The sequence below is a fragment of the Streptomyces sp. NPDC002566 genome (genome assembly GCF_042889585.1).
Lineage (GTDB): Bacteria > Actinomycetota > Actinomycetes > Streptomycetales > Streptomycetaceae > Streptomyces.
The window spans coordinates 22,448-40,670 of record NZ_JBIARD010000002.1; the positions used below are offsets into that span (position 1 = coordinate 22,448).

Consider the following 18,223-nt stretch of genomic DNA (forward strand, 5'->3'; position numbering starts at 1 on the left):
ACGGCGGGGCCGGAGGGTGCGGTCGGCTGATCCGAGCACGGATGGCCGCTGCGCAGCAGGACGGTTGGCGGTTCCCGGCGACACCTGTCGGCTCGGCGGCGTTCCCTCCTGGCGGTCGGCCGGGAAGCCTCTGCAGCCAACTCGCCGTCCCGCCAGAGTTGTTCGACATATAGAACGATGTTCGTAAGATCGGGCAGACAATAGGTGGGTGAAACAGGGTGCGTCAATACATCCGACCTGACCGAACCCGTACGCCGGAATCTCCGCCTCCGCCACCTTCCAGACCTCGGACCGCCTTTTGCGACAGAAGCGTTGACCCGGGCAGGTGCAGGATCTATGTTCTGGCCGAGTTTGCGAACAGCGTTCGAAATATCGGCACCATAGGGAGTCCTCCGTGAGACCTGCGCTCACCCGTCGAACGGTCCTCGGCCTGATCGCCGGCTCGGCCGCCGCCACCGTCACCGGCGTCTCGGCCGGTACCGGCCACGCCGCCGTGCCCGCGTCACCCGGTGCGACGTACACGAACACCCTCGCCGAGCAGCGGGCGGACCCGCACATCTACAAGCACACGGACGGCTTCTACTACTTCACCGCCACGGTGCCGGCGTACGACCGGATCGTGCTGCGCCGGGCCACCACGATCCAGGGCTTGGCGTCGGCCGCCGAGACGACCATCTGGACCAAGCACGCCACCGGCGAGATGGGCGCCCACATCTGGGCCCCGGAGATCCACTTCATCGACGGCACGTGGTACGTCTACTTCGCCGCCGGCACCGCGAACGACATCTGGAGGATCCGGCCCTACGTCCTGGAGTGCACGGCCGCGAACCCGATCACGGGGGCCTGGACGGAGAAGGGGCGCATCGCGCTGCCGCTGGACACCTTCTCCCTGGACGTCACGACCTTCGTCGTGAACGGCGCCCGCTATCTCGCCTGGGCGCAGAACGACCCGGCCGTGGGCCGCGGCACCAACCTCTACATCGCGCGGATGTCCAGCCCGTGGGCCATCACCGGCACACCCGTCAGGCTCAGCAGGCCGACCGCCTCGTGGGAGACGGCCGGAGGCGAGACGGTCAACGAGGGCCCGGCAGTGATCCAGCGGGGCGGCAAGGTCTTCCTGACCTTCTCGGCCAGCGCCACCGACGCCAACTACTGCATGGGCATGCTGACGGCGTCCTCATCGGCCGACCTGCTGAACGCCTCGTCATGGGCCAAGAGCACCGGCCCGGTCTTCGCCAGCTCCGCCGCCACCAGCCAGTACGGCCCCGGGCACAACCAGTTCACGGTCTCCGAGGACGGCAAGTCCGACATCCTCGTCTACCACGACCGCGGCTACAGGGACATCAGCGGCTCCCCGCTCAACGACCCCAACCGCCGCACCCGCGTCCAGAAGATCTACTGGAAGGCCGACGGCACACCCGACTTCGGCATCCCCGTCGCCGACGGCCTCACCCCGATACGGCTCTCCTCCTACAACTTCCCCGACCGCTTCATCCGGCACTGGGAGTACCGCGCCAGGATCGAGGCGAACGTCGCCCCGCTGGCCGACTCACAGTTCCGCGTGGTCACCGGCCTCGCCGGCACCGGCACCGTCTCCCTGGAGTCGGCGAACTTCCCCGGCTACTTCCTGCGCCACAAGAACAACGAGGTGTGGGTGGAGAAGAACGACGCAACAGCGCTGTTCGCCGCTGACGCCTCCTTCACCGCCCGAGCCGGTCTCGCCGACTCCGCCGGGGTCTCGTACGAGTCGCACAACCTGCCGGGCCGCTACATCCGCCACTACGACTACCTGCTGTACGTCCAGGCTGTCAGCACGACGACCGCCCGGGCCGACGCCACCTTCTACACCCAGTGAGCCACCACTGCTGCCCTTTACCCCTAGGGCGGCTTCGCGGCCCGAAGTCAGAGCACCTCCGGGACGCACTTGCCGCTTCCCGATTCAACATGCTTGTCCGGTTCCACACCCTTTGTGGTGGTGAGCCGGACATGAAGCGAGCCGCACGCGAGAAGAGAGAGGGTGAGCAGACGGTGATTACCCGAGAGCAGATCCCGACTGTGCTCGACCACCCGGTCTACGCTACGGACGGCAACAAGATCGGCGATGCCAAGCACGTTTTCCTCGACGACGCCAACGGCCAGTCCGAGTGGGTCAGCGTCAAGATCGGCATGTTCGGCACCAGCGAGTCCTTCGTACGGATCCACGACGCGTCCATCGTGTAGGACCATCTGCTGAAACGGGCCTGACAGCTCCGCATCGGCTGGGCACCCAGCGGAGAGGTCGGCGCGGAGCGGGCACCGAGGAGAGCGCGTCCGCACCAGGCCGCTGGCGCGGGTCTCGGGGGTTGTGACGTAGGTCTGCGTCGGTCAAGCCCCTCCCCCCGCCTTGAAGCCCTCGGTAGATGGCGAGGGTGGGAAGTGCTGAGGAGCTCCGCCATGTCTGAACGCAACACCGTCATCCGCAGTCTGCACGATCTGGGTCTGGCGGCCTGGTTCGGTGGCTCGCTGATGGGGGCGGTCGGCCTTAACGGTGCGGCCGAGGACGAGGGCGGCACGGAGGCGACCCGGGACCGGATCTCCTCGTCGGGGTGGGCCAAGTGGGTGCCGGTCAACGCCGCCGCGATCGGCGCGCACCTGTTCGGCGGTGGCGGGCTGCTCGCCGTGAACGCGCACCGTGTCGCCACCCAGCAGGGCGTGGCCGCCTCCACCACGGCCAAGACCGTCGTCACCGCCGCGGCTCTGGCCGCCACCGCCTACGCCCGCGTCCTGGGCAAGAAGGTCGAGCTGGCCTCCTCCACCGACCCGGATGACGCCGAGAAGGCGGCCAAGCACCCGGCGGACTTGGAGAAGGCGCGGCGGCAGCTGCACCTGGCGCAGTGGACGGTGCCGGCCCTGACCGGATGCCTGGTGGTGCTCAACGCCCTGCACGGCGAGCAGCAGCGGCCGAGCGAGCAAGTCCCCGGCATGTGGGAGCGGGCCCGCTCCGTGACCCACCTGATGCCGTAAAACCCCACGGTAGGCAGGGGAGACAACTGGCAAGCCACAGTGCCTGCACCTGTGCGCTCCTGGTGGCTGTCGTGACATGTCTACGGCTAGGGGCACTCGCGCAGGGGTAGGGCGGACCGAACAGCCGAGGCCTGCCTCCGAACGTGCAACAGGCCGCCCTGGTCGTGGGCGCGGTCCTCCTGGTAGGAGTCCTCGGCTTCATTCCGGGCATCACCACGAACTACGACACCATGGAGTTCGCCGCCCACCATTCCGAGGCCCAACTGCTGGGCATCTTCCAGGTGTCCGTCCTGCACAACCTCGTGCATCTGGCCTTCGGCGTCGCCGGACTGGCACTGGCGCGCACCGCGGCGCCAGCACGGCTCTACCTCCTGGCTGGCGGCGCCATCTACCTGCTCCTGCGGCTGTACGGGCTGATCATCGATCATGACAGCGCCGCGAACTTCGTCCCGGTCAACACCGCCGACAACTGGCTCCACCTCGTACTCGGCCTAGGAATGATCGCGCTGGGCGCACTGCTCACCCGCAAGCCGACCCGGACACGAACTGTTGGCTGACCGGCGCAGGCACCTGATCACACTCATGAGCTACGCCATTTCGACGCTGCTCCATGCCGCGTCACGCCCGAAGCAGTGTTCTCCCCAACGTCCCGGTGAAGGCTGCACTCCGGCGGCCATGACAATCTCCAGCCCATGCTGGTCGAGGGCGGATGTGAGCGAGCCGGCCAGGCTCGGGACGATCAGCGCGGCGGCGTCCGTGCCGGGAACGACCCCGGTTGCTCGTCCAGCGCGGTGAAGATCTCTTCGACCAGTCGCTCGGCCATCCGTGGTGAGATCCGCCGCCGGTACAGGCCGCTGTCGGGGTCGGATTCGGCTCCGTCGTCCAGGCAAGGCGGTGAAGGGCACAAGGGTGGCTCCGCGCGGAGCGGAGGAGAAGACGCAAGCGGCGCTGGGGCGGCTGACCAAGGTGGCGGCTCGCAAGCTCATCACGGCGCTCGTCGGGCCATAGACGGAGGAAAGTCGCGCCGCTGAGCGGGCTCCGTCCGTGCGTGGGCACCCCTGAGAGGCGAATTGCCTCAAGCAGGTTCTGAGTCGCCATCAAGTTGTTACGCACTGTGTAGGTCCGATGCGTCGAGCTTTCGCGCACATAGCCACAGGCTCGTACCGAAGCGCACCTCGCTCGATTTCTGAAGTCTGCGAATTCCGACCGACACCGCGCGCCATGCAGCGCTCGCCCAGGCACCAAGGCCGTTGAACGGCACCGCCGCAGACTCGTCAGCGGCGGTGCAGCTCGTCGGAAGCGAAGTTGGTCTTCGAGGGCGAGGTTGTCGCCGCGGGCCACGTCTGGACCAGGATGGTGCACACGGTGGCTCCAGCGGCGGGAGCAGCAGGACTGCCCAGGACGGGGGAACACAAAGCAGCGGACTGAGCAGGGTCTTCCTGAGGAGGCACCGAGCCTGCCCCTGCTGGCCTGGCTGACTGGCCCGGCATTACCTGAAGCGGGCTATGTATGGCCGAGCCTCGTTCGCCCTCCTTTGGCTCCGGGTTCTGACCCAACCACGAGGGCTGCGACCCACGCTCGCCTCATGCGACGAGCCTGGTGGTAAAGGCCGCTGACAGGGTGTCCGCCCTCAGCAGCAGCTCAGGGTTGGAAGTTCCCGCCACGCGGACAGAAACCTCATCGCCGCCTACGCCTTGGCAAGGTGCACTGCCTCAAGACCGAGTTCGACCGCCTGCCAGTCGGGGCCCTGGATGGCGTAGTCGGCGTATCGCGCCAAGAGAGCCAAGAAGGGCTGGACGTTCTCGTTCCGGATCCAGCCCTCTACCCCGCGTTCCCCGTCGCTCTCCACCATCCGGTCAGAGTGCCACGTGCGGCACGTCCGCTCCCTGCCACATATCCGTTCACGGAACTGCGGACAGAGCCAGAATCCGGGATCCGCATCTCATTGGGCCAGGTGGTCCCAGAACGAGCATTGGTGTGCGGAATACGCGTCGACAGGGTGGATCCCGCCCGGTTCCGGAGCCAGTGACTGGACCGACGGCGCGTGAGGTGACGAAGCGCGGAGGGCGGGCCAGGGTGGGGCGTCGTTGGTGTTCGGGTTTCCGGTGCGGGCGAAGTTCGTCCAGTAGCCGACCATCCGGTCCGACAGGGCGCGCTGGACTTCGTTCAGCGGTCGTTCGGTGGGGAACGGAGTGAACAGGAACGGCATCTCGAAGCCGTGCGCCGCGCCGTAGGGGAAGCCCGGGTTCGCCGGCAGGCCGGCGAGGACGGGAGCGTGCGGATCGTTGAACTCGTAGCCGTAGAGGGAGAGGCCGGGGGCGTGCCCCGCGATGGCCCGGCCGGCTGCCAGCGTGGTGCATGTGAAGGACCGATCGGTCAGCACCGCCGCCCAGGCCAGCGCGGGAGAGGGATGGTGTGCTGCCCGATACCGCGCCTCGACGGCTGAGGCCGCGGCCCCGAGGGCCTCCTCCAAGCGAGCTCGGTAGTCGTTCTCGGTGCGGATCGGGAACGCGGCGAGCGACAGGCCGACGAACATCCGCATCTCGTCGTGGTTGGTGCCCAGGATGACCGGCAGGCGGTGGAAGCGTCCCGACGCCAGCGCCTGGGCAGGTGCCACGGGCAGCAGTCCGTTGCCGAAGGCGGGCCGGTTGAAGGACTGCATCAGCTGTGCGGTGGCGAGACGATCCGTGCTCCGCCCGCGCAGGCACGCCAGAACCTCGTCGCTGCCGCCCTCGGTACAGCCCAGTTGCCGGGCGGCTTCCGCACCGGCCGTCTGCACATCGGCTTGTGAGGCAAACGGCTCGTACGCCGGTGCTCCGGGGGCGAGCGCGCCGCGCGGGAAGGAGGTAAGGCAGGAACCGCTCTGGAGGACGGCCCGCTGGAAGAGTCCGGCGGCTGTCGGCGAGGTGAGGTGGGCACAGATGCCGAGGGCGCCCGCGGACTCACCGAACAGCGTGACATTACGCGGATCGCCGCCGAAACGCCCGGCGTTCGCCCGCACCCAGCGCAGGGCGGCCTGCTGGTCCGCCAGGCCGAACGGCGGGGCGGCGCCCAACCCGGAGTGGCCGAAGTAGCCGAAGATCCCCAACCGGTAATTGACCGTGACGACGATGACGTCACCCTGGACCGCGAGACGTTCGGCGCTGTAGTCACTGCCGGAACCGCCCAGGAACGCACCGCCGTGCATCCACACCATCACGGGCCGCTTCCTCGCAGCCTGCTCGGCCGCCGGCACGGTGACGTTCAGGTAGAGGCAGTCTTCCGAGCCGGTGACCCCGCTCGCACCCGGTGGCGGCATCTGCACACACCGTTCAGCCGGCCTCGTCGCGTCCCGGACACCCTGCCACGCAGTGGCGGCCACCGGAGCACGCCAGCGCAGCGGTCCGGTCGGCGGCGCGGCGTATGGAATGCCGCCGAAGGTGGTGTACCGGCCATGGGACACGCCCCGTACCGGGCCCTGTTCGGTCCGTACAACCGTACGGTCCTGTCTCTGGGAGTCAGGAGATTCCGGGACTGCGCCGACCGCGCGTGCGGCGGTGGCCGACACCAGCGCCACCGCGCACAGCAGGGGGAGGAGCGCCACGCGGAGTCCGACCTTTCGGTACGGACGCGGTGCTGACGTGGTCGGGGGCATAAGTACCACCGTTCTTGGTCGGGGAGGGAACGGGACGGGAAGCCACAGGACGCCGCGGCACGCGGCCACACCGGCTCAGGAGTCGGCAGGAAATCTGAGCTGCGAGAACGGACCGACCCGCCGGCGATCAATACGCTAGAACCTCCCGTGCACTGGAGGTTCAAGGGACTGTGACGCAAGACACGTGGAGCATCGGTGAACTCGCGGCCGCGACGGGCCTTCCCGTCAAAACGCTCCGCTACTACTCCGACGCCGGTCTGCTGCCGGTGGCCGCTCGCAGCACCGGCGGTCATCGGCGCTACGGCCCCGAGGCGTGGGAGCGGATCCGGCTCATCAGACGCCTGCGGGCGCTGGACACCCCGATCGCAACGATCACCCAGGTGGTCACGGGGGAGTGCACACTCGGCGAACTGGTGGCGACCGAACTCGAAGCGGTGCAGGAGCGACTGTCCGAACTGCGGTGGCGCGAGGCCACGCTCAAGGCACTGGACGACTGCCCGGGCGAGGAACGGCTCCGGCGCCTGGAGATACTCTCCCGCGTGCAGCGGCTGCCGGAGGCACACCGCACACTCACTGACCACTGGTACCGCGAGCTGTCCGCGGCCATGCCCCAACCTCGACTCGACATCATGGTCGCCATGCTGGCCCCCGCCCCACCGCAGGACCCCGCCCCCGCCTCGGCCCTGGCCTACGCCGAGCTGCACCTGCTCATTTCCACCCCCGATTTCACCCGCTGGACCCAGGACCACTACGAAGAGATGAGGGACGGCCCGGCCTTCTACGCCGAGATCGACGAAGCCGCCACGCTGACGGCCGCCGCTTTGGCCCAAGGCCTGCCGCCCGGCGCCGGGGACGCGGTGGACGCATTCGTATCCGCCCACGCCCGAGCCCGACGGGAGTCGGACACCCCCGCCTTCCGCGCACACCTCCACGGACTGGTGTCGCGGTCATCCGGCTTCGACCCCCGACTGGAGCGGTACTGGGCCCTGATCGGCACCGCCTCGGGCGGGCGCGTCCTGAACATGACCGTGGCGCACCGATGGCTCACCGACGGCCTGTCCACGTCGATCGCCGCAACGAATACCCAGTAGTGCTGTGACCCCCGCCCACTCCAACCTCCCCCTCACCGCCCGCGACCGCACGGGAATGCAGGACCACCCCGACGGCGGTCCGGGCCGGCCGATAGCAGCTGATCCCGGTATGTGCCCACCGGCGACGACGCCCTGTCCGTCGAGCAGACGTTCTTGCGTCGGCTCCGCGCCGCCGGGCAGGACATCTTCCTTACCACCGCCCACATGCCCAACGGCTGGACCGAGACGTTCGACGCCGCCCGCGTGACGCCCACGCACCTGCGGGACTCCATCCGGGAACACCAGACCACCCCGCCCCTGCCGCAGCCCCTGACCCTGTTCTAGGCCCCGCCCCTCAGGCGGTATCCACCGTTGCGGCACCATGATCTACGGTCTGCTATTGGACCAGCATCGATCAGTTCAGCCAACGGGGAAGTATGCACATGCGCAAGACAGCAACCCTCACCATCAGTCTGCTCGCAGCGGCGGTCCTGGTGACCGGGTGCGGCAGTGAGAAGGACGCCAGCCCGGCTAAGGCGAGTGAAACCTCGACGAGCGGCGAGGCGAAGGGCTCGTCCTCGGGGAAGAAGGGTGTTCCGCATCAGGTGGTCTTTGAGGTGGGCGGCACGGGCGCGGCTCAGGTCATGTGGAACGGGAACAGCAACCACTTCGAACAGGTGACGCTGCCCTGGACCAAGACGGAGGCCATGCAACTGGAGGGCGCCGAGCTGAAGGTCGGCGTCACGGTGTCGGTGGTGCCCGGCTCGGTCAAGGGCTCGGACGGGATGCTCAAGCCAGCCCCGTGCACGATCAAGGTCGACGGCAAGCAGGTCGCTGACAATCAGGACGGCAAGTCGGCCAAGCCCTGCGAGTACAAGCTCAAGGACTGACAGCCGGCACGCGCTTCGCCTCGATCCGGCGAGGCGTCTACGTATGCTCCGCCGCACCGCGGGCTGTAACCGCCCGCGATGTGGCGGGGGTCGGTCAGCCCCGGCGCTCGAGCGCGCAAGCGACTTCCATGAGGTTCCATCGAGCCGGCGAACCGCGTGACGGTCAGCAGGGCCCCATAGCACCGCACTGATCGCGGCAAAAGCCATGCCCATGCTCGAGTGCGACAGAGAGAGGGAGACCTGCCGCAGCAACCAACGAGGGCACTCAGGCGTCGAACACCACATGGAACGCGAATGGCTCTTCTCGCTCATACCGTTGCTGGTCGGGGTGAGTTTCCTTTGCGTTGGCGTGTACGGACTCCGCCGCGCCAGCGCGCTCCGCCGCAGCGGAATCACTACGGTGGGGCGAGTCCTGCGTCACGACAGCAGGCGGGACGACGACGGAGCCAAGTACCACCACCTGGTCGTCGCCTGGACGACCCCGGACGGGAGCGAATGCACATACCCCTCCGTGTTCGGCCGCGGCACAGTTCCCTCCGGCTTCGGCATCGGTAACTCCGTCACGGTCCTGTACGAGGCGGAGAATCCCTGCCGCTTCGAGATCCGAGGCTGGGATTCCAAGTCGCTCTACCTGGTATTCGCCGGGGTCGGGACGGTGCTCACAGCAGGCACGTTGTCGGTCCTCGTTGTCTTGCTGATCACCGTTTAATCACCTTGGGTTCCTCTCATCGCGCTTCTCTTCCGGAGGCCACATCCACCGCTCGGTCGGCGGCCAAAGCGGCACGGCATCGGGGAGCTCCTCGAACTTGTTCAGCCGCCTGTCGCCGGGTAGGCGCATCGAGCACACCAGGAGCCCGAAGTGCCCCAGGCGCAGAAACCCGACGATGCCCCTGGGGCTGACTGACTTGCGCACAATCGGGCGGCTCCTTGTGCTCCAGCAGTTCTATGTGCTCCCGTCGGCTGATTCCCACTCCTCCTGAGTGATGACGTGGATGCGCCCAGCGGTTGACGCCCGTGGGGGCAGTGATGAATCAGACTTGAACTCCGCTGTCTGAATTGGGAGTTCAGGTAGATCGGTGGGATCGGGTCGGGCGGGTCGCCGCGTACGGGGCAGCGCTGGCGCTGACGCCCTACTTGCTGATCAAGGTGTCGTGGGTGGTCGGTTCGCTCTTGGGGCTACTGCCGGTCGGGACCGGGTTCGGCAAGGTGGAGTGGGCAGTCCTCAACAGCGCAACGATCGGTATGGCGGGGATCGGGATCGCGGTAGCGCTCGCGCTGGTGCGGCCATGGGGGAAGCGCATACCGGGAGCGCCGTTGGCTTTCTGCGCTTGGGTGGGGACGGGGTTCCTCGTCCCGGTGTTGCCGTACGCCGTTCTCAGTTCGCTGCTGGGCTCGGCGGATGGCAATCCGAAAAGCGGGAGTGACGCCGGCCCGTCGATGCCGGTATGGGAGGCCGCGCTGGTTCAGATCGGGTTTGTAGGCATGGGGCTGGGTCTGGCCATCGCGCCGCCCACGTACTTGCGGCGGCGTTGGCCGGACGCGTTCGCGGGCCGGCTCGGGGACGGTGGGGAGGGCTCGCCAAGGGTGCTGCCATGGATGGTCGTGGTCGGCGCCGCAGTCGGTCTCATCTGGCTGTACTGGGCGGTGGGCGGCACCGCAGGTGTCGCCCACCGCGGCGAGCGGGACCTCGCTTGGTACGTGTTGTCTGGAGTCTTCGGGTTTTGGGCGTTTGTGGCGTCCGCCGCCACCTGGGCTGCCGTCCGAGGCCGGCCCGCACGGGTCCCACGGTGGGCCCCGATGGTGCTCGGCTGGCTCGGCTCGGGCTCGATGTTCGCCTGGAGCGGCTGGAAGCTTCCGTTCACCCTGTACCTGGCGGTCGCGCAACCGGCCGATGCGGCCCTGCCGGAAAACCTCGCGCTCGCGGCAGTCCTGCACCTCGCAGCGATGGGGGCGGGCGCCGCGATGCTGCGAGCTCTCGTTCGTAGGCGGCTGGTGTCATCGAACACGTAGCCGCCTCTCTCCCGTCACTCGACGGGTTGAGCGCTTCAACGGACGAAAGGCGCCGTGTGAAGGCGGCCAGGGTGCCGGAGAAGCGCGCACCTACGCACCGCGGGCGGAAGCGGTGGGGAACGGGGACGGCTAGCGTCGATCATCGGTTCGCCCAGTAGCCCCAGGACCTGAAGAAGAACGACTTCGGCACGAGTGTCCACGCACTGGCGCAGGAGACGGCCGCTCCTACGGAGGCGTGCACCGCCTGCTTATCGATGCCGGGGTCACCTTCCGCTTCCAAGGGCGGAGACCCACGCAGCGCCGAGTCCTGACCGCGGAGCCGGGCGTACGGTGGGGGTGTGGCGAGGTGGGAGCCGACCTACTTCGAGGCAGAGGACATCGCGGTCCGGCGCCTGATCTCCGCGCACCCCGAGGAGTACGAGCGGCTCCTGAGCGAAGCGAACGCCGAGTTGCCGGCCGAGTCCTGTCGAGAGTGCACGTACCTGGGCGCTGCGGCACTGGAGCTGGCCGATCTGCTCGGCCACGACAGCAGGGCCACCAGGTGCAGCGAGCCCTGTGGTCCCACCAGATCCGCAGCGTGGCGGCCCTGCTCACCGCCCTCGACGGCGACCTGGGCCTGTACTACCTCCACGGCCAAGGGCTGGGGACTGACGGCCTGGAGCGCGTCCACGACCGGGTACGCCAACTGGAACGTACCGCCCGCGTCGGGGACCCAGCCCCCCTCACTCTCCAGGAGCTGCGGCCGCGCACTGCACGCCCGCGCGGCGGTGCCTGCCCGTAGCACTGGCACGCTCAGGATCCCTGCCATGTACTGCTCTGCGGCCTGTCATACCTGTTCGTGGACACCAAAGGGCTGCCACTCTCCGTCAAGGCCACCCCCGCTGACATGACCGACCGCGAGGCGGCCAAGGAAGTGCTGTTCCGGCTGCGGCTGACGCGGCCAGTTCACGCTGGATCGCTTCGGTCGGGGCACAGGGATATTCCGCCCCAGTTCGGCCGCTGCACGCCAGCGCTTAGCGATCAGACCGCTCGAGAATGTCTATGAGAACTGGCAACGCTGGCGCATGGTTGCCGTCGTGGGGTGACCTGTTCCGGCATCGTCTGTCGGTGATCTTCACTGGTACGGTCCGGTCATGCCGCGCCTAGTGGAAGTTCCTGGGTACGTACGCTTCTGGACCGCCTCGGCTGTGTCTGCTTTCGGTTCTCAGGTCACGGGGCTGGCCTTGCAGATCCTCACCGCCGTGACTCTGAGCGCGTCCGCCACGGAGGTCGGCGTCGTCAACGCCGCCCGCTGGGCTCCGTATCTACTCTTCGGACTCGTAGCCGGCGTCGTCGTGGACCGCTGCCGGCGCAAGCCGATGATGGTCGGCACAGATCTCGCAAGGGTAGTGCTGCTCGGTGCGATACCCCTGCTGTATGCCCTGGATCAGCTCAGCATCCCTGCCCTGTGCTTGTTCGTCTTCGCGTTCGGGGTGCTGTCGTTGCTGTTCGAAGCGGCGAACCAGTCGTACGTGCCGCAGCTGGTGCCAAAGGAGCTCCTCAACGCGGGTACGCCCGAGTGGAACAAGCCGGTGCGGTGGCCGGCTCGACCGGCCCTCTGATCGCGGGGGTACTGATCAAAATCATGGGTGCGCCGCTTGCCGTGCTGGTGGACGCCCTCACCTACTGATATCCGGCCTGCTCCTAGCCTCGGTGAAGGCACCCGACGCCGTCCCTAATCGAGGCACACGACGCAGCCTGGCCGACGAACTGCGCGAGGGGCTCGCCTGGGTCTACCGGCATCGCACGCTGGCGTCCATCGCGCTGACCTCGCACGCGATGCTCCTCTTCAACAGCTTGGTGAGCACGGTCTTCGTGGTCTTCGCCCTACACGAGCTCAAGATCGGCGAATTCGGCCTGGGGGCCACCTACGCCTTCGCCAGTGTCGGCGCAGTCCTCGGCGGTGCGCTCTCCGGACGCGTGGCCAAAAGGCTGGATGTCGGCGCCACCCTGATCGCCTTCCGCCTGCTCGCCGCTATCGGCTGGCTGCCCCTGGTCCTGGCCGAGCGGGGACCGTGGGCGCTCGCCTCCGTGTTGCTCGCCTTCTTCCTCGTGTCGCTGGCCATCGGCATCGAAAGCCCGGTGGAGATGAGCTACCGCCAGGCGGTGACGCCCACCCGGCTGCGCGGGCGGATGAACGCGACGATCCGCTCGATGAACTGGGGAATGGTAGCGGTGGGGGCGCCACTTGGCGGAGTACTCGCCGACCAGGTCAGCTATCGCTTCGCCCTGTGGATCGGACTGTCCGGAGCAGTCATCCAAGCACTCGCGCTGGCCGCTTCTCGTACCCGCAGGGCCCGCACCACCGACGAGCTCAGTTGCTCGACATCCGACCTGGCACCTGACAGAGCAGAAGCCACGGGCAGGGAGAGTAAGGATTGATCAACTCGCGATGACGTCCTGGGCTCGGGCCGAGCGCGGATACCTGCTACTGGAGTGGATCCGACAGGCCGAGCAGGACGCACCGAAGTCCATGAAGGGCTTCGCCGGCTTCCTCCGCCAGGACCTCGACGCAGTGACCGCCGGCCTGACCCTCCCTTGGAGCTCTGGAGCCGTCGAAGGAAACGTGAACCGGGTGAAGACACTCAAGCGGGCAATGTACGGCCGAGCCTCGTTCGAACTCCTACGGACCCGCATCCTCACCCAGTCCTGAGCATCACCGACCTGCGGGAGTCCCTTTCAGGGGCTGGCGCCAAGGAACAGGGCGGCCAGACGTGGAAGCCGACGGCTCATCTCTCTGTCGTCGTCGAAGTCGAAATCCTCACCCATATCAACTGCGTTGTCGCTCTTTGTATCGGCCCCGCGGAAGCTGCGCCAGGCATCGTAGAAGGCATCCTCATCACCCGTTACCCGTTCGAACGCCCCGCTTGCTGCATAGTTCACGTCCTCGTAGAACAGCGCCTCGGAACGGTCCCGGACGTTCGCAGCCTGACCGACATCAGGGTGCGCAGCGAGGCTGTCAGGGTCAGCGGCCACGCGCTGGTACCACTGACAGCCCAAGGCGATCACACCGGCGCGGAAGTCCATGAAACTGTCGTCGGAGCACCCGCCCCCGATGGGGTAGGCAGCTGCCCACACATCCCAGCGATACAGGGCGTCGTGCAACTCATCGAAGCGTTCCGCATACTCCAGGATCTCCTGCCGCGGTCTCTCCGCGAGCTGCTTGACGAGAACCTCGTCAAAAGGCTCGCCCGTCGCGGCAGCCCCGGCTTGCGCGGCTTCGATGACGTCCCAGAACGTGTCGATCTCCATGACCGCGCACTCTGCCACGACCCGATGACATTCGATCCTGGCCACCTGCCGACGTCTGGCCGTTTCACGGAACTGCGGCCAGAGCCGATTTCAAAGAGCGTCATCAAGGCTCCGCGAGAACCCTTCAGGAGGTGTCATGGCGAAGGTCACCCTCAGCCTGAACAGCGATTTGGCCATCGAGGTCATGCTGCTGGCCGGCACCAGGAGTCCGCAGGATGCTGTCGAGTCGATCATCCGGGACTACCTGCACGCGGCCACCGCACCGAGGCTCGTGCCGGTGACGCCGCCGGCCAGAGCGCCTCACCGACCGGCGGTCGGCGCCAGAAGAGGGCCGATGAGCACACAACTGCCAGGCCGTGTATCGGTGGTGGAACGCTTGCCGGGGCGGCCCGTCAGTCCTTCGACCTCGCCGACGCCTTGGCACAGAGGTACGGATGCGCGAGCAGCAGGCCGGTCCCGGTCATGGCGATGCCGATGTAGACCGGCGCAAGGTGGATGAAGTCGTTGTAGTGGATCGCGACGTGTACCACGACAGTCGGCAGGAAGCCAGCGGCCGCCGCCACGGCCAGGGTCCAGAACACCCAGGCCTCGCCCCGCCGCCAGCCCCACGCGCTGAGCAGAATGATGGCTACCGCGGCGGCCATCAGCGCGCCGCCGAACCCGGCGCGGTCGTGGGCGATGAACGGCACAAGCCGGGGATTGACGGTTTCGAGCATCTGCGGGCTGGTGCCCAGGTAGGCCAGGTCGGTCGGTACGAAGACACCGGTCAGACCGACCAGTGAGATCACCGCTCCGCCGATGAGCAGCCCCACTCCCGTGACGATCAGCAGCAACTGGCCGACCAGCGCCCGTCGGCGCTCCGGCTCCGGTCCCTCGGGTGCCAGGCGCCATCGCGGTGCGTGCGGGGTCCGGCGGACCGCGGCCACGAACATCGGGAACAGCATGATGGTGGTGGCCGTGTGCAGTGGTTCCACGAAGCCGGTGGCCAGGAAGTAGAACAAGGTGGGGAAGCCGATCGCCCCCGAGAGCAGGTACACCTCGCGCGCCCAGGGCCAGCCGCGTCTGATCCCGCCCACGGCGAGGCCGGTGTAGAGGACGCCGATCGCTACCATCGTGCCGGCCATGGTGATCCGGTCGTGCTGGAGGAAGTGCACGAGGTGGTGGTTCGCGGCATGCAGTTCATGCAACGTCATGCCGAGATAGTCGCGGTCGTACCAGAGCAGCACGGGCCCGAGCGTGATCGCCGCGGCCCCGAGTCCGGCGCCCGTCATACCGAGCCCGACGAGCAGCGCCCACCACCAGGCGGGCCAGCGGCGCGGATCGCGCCCGATGTTGCGTAACGCTGGGGCGGGCTCGGTGGGCGTGGCTGCCTCGGTGACCCGTGCGAACCAGCCGGGTCCGGCCGCGACGAGCACCCCGGGCCGGGCGAGCACGACGGCGCCTGGATCCTCGAGCGCGACGGCCGCGGCCGTGGCCGACGGGTCGGACACGTGGACGACGTGCGGGTCATCGCTGCTGGTGAACCCGTCGACATAGGGCTTGAGGGCTGTCTCGACGTCCGCGTCGCAGGCGCGGACAACCAGCGGGATCGAGCGGTCGGCAGCAGCCTCGCGTACGGTCTCCGCGTCGGCCGCCGAGACGGGCGCCACCTCGACGACACCGGCCCCGAGCGGGGGCATGGCGCGTACCGCTTCGTGGGCGAGCGAGGGCGGGACGGATATACCGAGGCGGACGGCCACGGGCACGCCGGCGATCTCACCGGCGAGTCGCTTGGGCGGATGGCGATGGCCGAACCCTCGGGCGATCAGCCGCGCGCCAGCGGGACGTGAGCCGATCGAGGCCAGTAGCCGCAGCGCTGTGCGCTGCGAACGGCGCCGGCCGAGGACGGCAGCCGCCAGGCCGCGCAGCGGGTGATAAGTCCAGTCCGGCATCAGCGGCCCTCGCTGTTCGTCGTGGTCACCGGGCCACCGGGCGCGGTCCAGCCGAGCACAGGCTTCATGGAACGCAGCGTCAACCGGGTCGGCGTCAACCGGGCAGCCGTGTCGCGCAGCAGCACCGCCGGCGGCCACGACAGTTGGCCGACTGCGCCGAGCCGGGCGGAGCGGCGTGTGATGGCCTGGGTCCGCGAGCGGCGCAGCAGGTCGTACGAGCGCAACGCGGCGGCCACGTCCGGGGTGCCGCCGAGGCAGTGGGCGAGGGTGACCGAGTCCTCCAGCGCCTGGCACGCGCCCTGGCCCAGATTAGGGGTCATGGCATGGGCCGCGTCGCCCAGCAGCGCGACACGGCCGCGGACGAAGGAGGGGAGCGGCGGCAAGTCGTACAGGTCGTGCCGGAGCACCGCGCCCGCGGGAACGGCGGCCAGCAGGGCGGGGATGGGATCCGGCCAGGACCCGAAGCGGCGCAGCAGTTCGGCGTACTCGGACGAGCCGAAGGCTGCTCCCGCCGGCAGAGACGCCGTCGCGAAGCAGTACATCCGCCCGCGCGGGAGCGCCGTGTAGCCGAACCTCGCCCCGCGGCCCCAGGTCACCGCGCCCTCGCAGGGCGGCTCGGCGAGGGGCTCGGTGACCATGCGCCAGGCGGTGTAACCGGCATACCGGGGACCGGCCTCACTGGACCACAGGGCGCGGCGGACCGTGCTGCGCAGCCCGTCGGCGCCGACCACGAGATCCGGCCGGGACTCGCCCCTGCGGTGAACGACGACCAAACCGTGGCCGTCATCGCGGACCGCGGACACCTCGCAGCCCGACCGCAGACTGTCAGCGGGCAGCGCCTCGATGAGCGCACGCAACAGGTCCGCACGGTGCAAGACCACCAAGGGATGGCCGAAGCGGCGCGTCAGCTCCGCGTTGTCCGTACGGGACATCCAGCGGCCCCGTAGGTCGCGTACGCCACCTACGGCCTCGACTGCTCCGAACGCCCGGACGGCACCGGCCAGGCCGAGCACCTCAAGCGCGTGCAGCGCGTTCGGCCACAGGGAGATGCCGGCGCCGATCTCAGTGAACTCCTTGGCCCGTTCGAGCACCTCGACGCGCCAGCCCTGGCGATGCAGGGCAACGGCCGCCGCGAGACCGCCGATCCCGCCACCGACAATGGCCACGGCGCGCTGCGACATGAGTCCTCACTCTGGGTTCGGGGACGCCGTCCCGGTCAAGTGGCCGTCGATCCGTTGCCCGAGCGGCATGCGACGCGACGCAGGTCCGGCTGACCAGCGCTCATGGCAACATCTTGACAGACGCCTGTCAGGGACCGAAGGGGACCGGCCAGGTCGGTACCGGCCCATCACCGCCGCGCTGTTGCCTCTGCGCGCACTTCCTCGATGACGACATGGAGGGTGCACTGAGCTGCCGTGGCAGCGTCTGAGGTCGGGCTGTCGGCGCCGTAGTCGCATCCATGGTCGCGCCCGTGGCCAGGGGCCCTGGTCAGACCTCGATGTACGCCACGATCACCGGCCTCACCAACGACGGCGGGACCGTCGCGGATGGCGGTCACCATCACGGCCGCGCCGGCCATGGGCCGAGCGGAGCGCCAGAGTCTGCTGCGGGAGGTGCTGGTGCACATGGCCCGCGAGTTCGGGTACGTCGACGCGGAGGTGGAACGGCTGTAAGCCGGGACTCAGCCGCGCCGGTGCCGGGAGAGGAAGCGGCGGGACAGACCGGCTTTCATCCTGCGACGTCCGAAGCCTGTCCTTCGTCCGGAGCGGCGAGACGTTCGTGTTCCGACCGGGCGGCTTCAAGTAGGCGTCGCCAGGACGTGACCAGGGGGCGCCGTCGTAGGAGGGCCCGCCGTTCACGCTCGGTCATGCCGCCCCAGATTCCGTGCTCGATGCGGTGGTCGAGAGCATAGGCGAGGCATTCGGTACGCACCGGACAGCCGGTTCAGAGGGCCTTGGCGCTGTTCTGGGCCGCGCCGTCCACGAAGAGCTTGTCGGGATCAGCGGTTCGGCAGACCGCTCGCTCACCCCACGTCTCCTGATCGCCCCCCCCCAGTTCCAGGGGCAGTCCGTGCTCCGGGTCGGTGAGTGTCTGCACCAGCTCGGCCCGGCGCAGGCCGGTCTCGGAGTCGTGGTCCAGCTCCAGGATCCACCACTCCCCCAGCCGGGCCTCGTGACCGGTGACGACCTGCGGGACGGCGACGGTGTGCAGGAGCCGAGTCGCCGCAGCAGCCCGCTGGGGAGTCAGGCCGCGTCGCGCCAGGTGGATTCGTACGTGATCGGCTGGCGCTCGTCCTCCCACCGCCGCTCGTGGGCGGTCCAAATGTTGCCGGCCAGCCAGCTGGCCTCCCTCACCGCCAACCATGCACGAGGTCGTTAGCCGGCCCCGCCGGAG

General features: G+C 68.5%; 18 protein-coding genes and 5 pseudogenes. 15 read left to right on the forward strand and 8 right to left on the reverse strand.

The window, feature by feature from the left end; all coding sequences use genetic code 11:
• Positions 1-430: 430 nt before the first annotated feature.
• The 4 genes and pseudogenes from ACFYXA_RS07330 (at position 431) to ACFYXA_RS07345 (ending at position 3,560) form a co-directional block, all read left to right on the forward strand.
• The gene (locus ACFYXA_RS07330) at positions 431-1,855 is read left to right on the forward strand and encodes a family 43 glycosylhydrolase (protein WP_389031591.1); all 1,425 of its coding nucleotides are present in this window, start codon (positions 431-433) and stop codon (positions 1,853-1,855) included.
• A 173-nt stretch (positions 1,856-2,028) separates the two neighbouring features.
• A pseudogene (locus ACFYXA_RS07335) lies at positions 2,029-2,217 on the forward strand (PRC-barrel domain-containing protein); the annotation flags it as partial.
• A 216-nt stretch (positions 2,218-2,433) separates the two neighbouring features.
• Positions 2,434-3,003 carry a hypothetical protein gene (locus tag ACFYXA_RS07340; protein WP_389029209.1) on the forward strand — a complete coding sequence of 190 codons (570 nt, stop codon included), beginning with the start codon at positions 2,434-2,436 and terminating at the stop codon, positions 3,001-3,003.
• A gap of 143 nt (positions 3,004-3,146) precedes the next feature.
• Complete coding sequence (locus ACFYXA_RS07345; RefSeq protein ID WP_389029212.1) at positions 3,147-3,560, forward strand: DUF4383 domain-containing protein; 414 nt, start codon at positions 3,147-3,149, stop codon at positions 3,558-3,560.
• A gap of 129 nt (positions 3,561-3,689) precedes the next feature.
• Here the strand turns inward: ACFYXA_RS07345 and ACFYXA_RS07350 are convergent.
• From ACFYXA_RS07350 to ACFYXA_RS07360, 3 genes and pseudogenes are all read right to left on the reverse strand, one after another.
• Positions 3,690-3,835 (reverse strand): annotated as a pseudogene (locus tag ACFYXA_RS07350) (IS110 family transposase); the annotation flags it as partial.
• A gap of 855 nt (positions 3,836-4,690) precedes the next feature.
• A complete protein-coding gene (locus tag ACFYXA_RS07355; RefSeq protein ID WP_389029215.1) occupies positions 4,691-4,855 on the reverse strand; it encodes a hypothetical protein in 165 nt (54 codons plus the stop codon).
• Between the two features lie 90 nt (positions 4,856-4,945).
• Positions 4,946-6,586 (reverse strand): carboxylesterase/lipase family protein, encoded by a 1,641-nt coding sequence (locus ACFYXA_RS07360; RefSeq protein WP_389029218.1) that lies wholly within the window; start codon positions 6,584-6,586, stop codon positions 4,946-4,948.
• A 221-nt stretch (positions 6,587-6,807) separates the two neighbouring features.
• Between ACFYXA_RS07360 and ACFYXA_RS07365 the strand changes: the two genes are divergently transcribed.
• The 10 genes and pseudogenes from ACFYXA_RS07365 (at position 6,808) to ACFYXA_RS07410 (ending at position 13,299) form a co-directional block, all read left to right on the forward strand.
• Complete coding sequence (locus ACFYXA_RS07365) at positions 6,808-7,728, forward strand: MerR family transcriptional regulator (protein WP_389029221.1); 921 nt, start codon at positions 6,808-6,810, stop codon at positions 7,726-7,728.
• Between the two features lie 111 nt (positions 7,729-7,839).
• A complete protein-coding gene (locus tag ACFYXA_RS07370; protein WP_389029224.1) occupies positions 7,840-8,052 on the forward strand; it encodes a hypothetical protein in 213 nt (70 codons plus the stop codon).
• Positions 8,053-8,150: 98 nt separating this feature from the next.
• Positions 8,151-8,597: a hypothetical protein gene (locus ACFYXA_RS07375; protein WP_389029227.1), complete on the forward strand. Its 447-nt coding sequence runs from the start codon at positions 8,151-8,153 to the stop codon at positions 8,595-8,597.
• Between the two features lie 283 nt (positions 8,598-8,880).
• Positions 8,881-9,306, forward strand: coding sequence for a DUF3592 domain-containing protein (locus tag ACFYXA_RS07380; protein ID WP_389029230.1), 426 nt, complete (start codon positions 8,881-8,883; stop codon positions 9,304-9,306).
• Positions 9,307-9,653: 347 nt separating this feature from the next.
• Positions 9,654-10,607 carry a hypothetical protein gene (locus ACFYXA_RS07385; RefSeq protein WP_389029233.1) on the forward strand — a complete coding sequence of 318 codons (954 nt, stop codon included), beginning with the start codon at positions 9,654-9,656 and terminating at the stop codon, positions 10,605-10,607.
• Positions 10,608-10,830: 223 nt separating this feature from the next.
• Positions 10,831-10,884: pseudogene (locus ACFYXA_RS07390) on the forward strand (transcriptional regulator); the annotation flags it as partial.
• 264 nt (positions 10,885-11,148) lie between these two features.
• Positions 11,149-11,388: a hypothetical protein gene (locus ACFYXA_RS07395; RefSeq protein WP_389029236.1), complete on the forward strand. Its 240-nt coding sequence runs from the start codon at positions 11,149-11,151 to the stop codon at positions 11,386-11,388.
• A 48-nt stretch (positions 11,389-11,436) separates the two neighbouring features.
• Positions 11,437-11,550: pseudogene (locus ACFYXA_RS07400) on the forward strand (IS5/IS1182 family transposase); the annotation flags it as partial.
• 190 nt (positions 11,551-11,740) lie between these two features.
• Positions 11,741-13,028: pseudogene (locus tag ACFYXA_RS07405) on the forward strand (MFS transporter).
• A 10-nt stretch (positions 13,029-13,038) separates the two neighbouring features.
• Entirely contained in the window at positions 13,039-13,299 is a 261-nt protein-coding gene (locus ACFYXA_RS07410; protein WP_389029239.1) for a transposase, read from the forward strand.
• Positions 13,300-13,325: 26 nt separating this feature from the next.
• On the opposite strand, the gene ACFYXA_RS07415 is transcribed toward ACFYXA_RS07410, so the two are convergent.
• The 3 genes from ACFYXA_RS07415 to ACFYXA_RS07425 all read right to left on the reverse strand — a co-directional run bounded on the left by ACFYXA_RS07415 (position 13,326) and on the right by ACFYXA_RS07425 (position 17,010).
• Complete coding sequence (locus ACFYXA_RS07415; RefSeq protein WP_389029242.1) at positions 13,326-13,898, reverse strand: DUF4240 domain-containing protein; 573 nt, start codon at positions 13,896-13,898, stop codon at positions 13,326-13,328.
• 392 nt (positions 13,899-14,290) lie between these two features.
• Positions 14,291-15,829, reverse strand: a complete 1,539-nt coding sequence (locus tag ACFYXA_RS07420; protein WP_389029245.1) for a hypothetical protein — start codon at positions 15,827-15,829, stop codon at positions 14,291-14,293.
• A complete protein-coding gene (locus tag ACFYXA_RS07425) occupies positions 15,829-17,010 on the reverse strand; it encodes an FAD-dependent monooxygenase (protein WP_389029249.1) in 1,182 nt (393 codons plus the stop codon). The genes ACFYXA_RS07420 and ACFYXA_RS07425 overlap by 1 nt, the downstream gene beginning before the upstream one ends.
• 366 nt (positions 17,011-17,376) lie before the next feature.
• Here ACFYXA_RS07425 and ACFYXA_RS07430 point away from each other — a divergent pair, with 366 nt between their 5' ends.
• A complete protein-coding gene (locus tag ACFYXA_RS07430; protein ID WP_352246148.1) occupies positions 17,377-17,502 on the forward strand; it encodes a hypothetical protein in 126 nt (41 codons plus the stop codon).
• Positions 17,503-17,557: 55 nt separating this feature from the next.
• Here ACFYXA_RS07430 and ACFYXA_RS07435 read toward each other — a convergent pair whose 3' ends face one another.
• Both ACFYXA_RS07435 and ACFYXA_RS07440 read right to left on the reverse strand, forming a co-directional pair.
• The gene (locus ACFYXA_RS07435) at positions 17,558-17,761 is read right to left on the reverse strand and encodes a WhiB family transcriptional regulator (RefSeq protein WP_389029254.1); all 204 of its coding nucleotides are present in this window, start codon (positions 17,759-17,761) and stop codon (positions 17,558-17,560) included.
• Between the two features lie 12 nt (positions 17,762-17,773).
• Positions 17,774-18,130 (reverse strand): hypothetical protein, encoded by a 357-nt coding sequence (locus tag ACFYXA_RS07440; RefSeq protein ID WP_389029257.1) that lies wholly within the window; start codon positions 18,128-18,130, stop codon positions 17,774-17,776.
• Positions 18,131-18,223 lie beyond the last annotated feature (93 nt).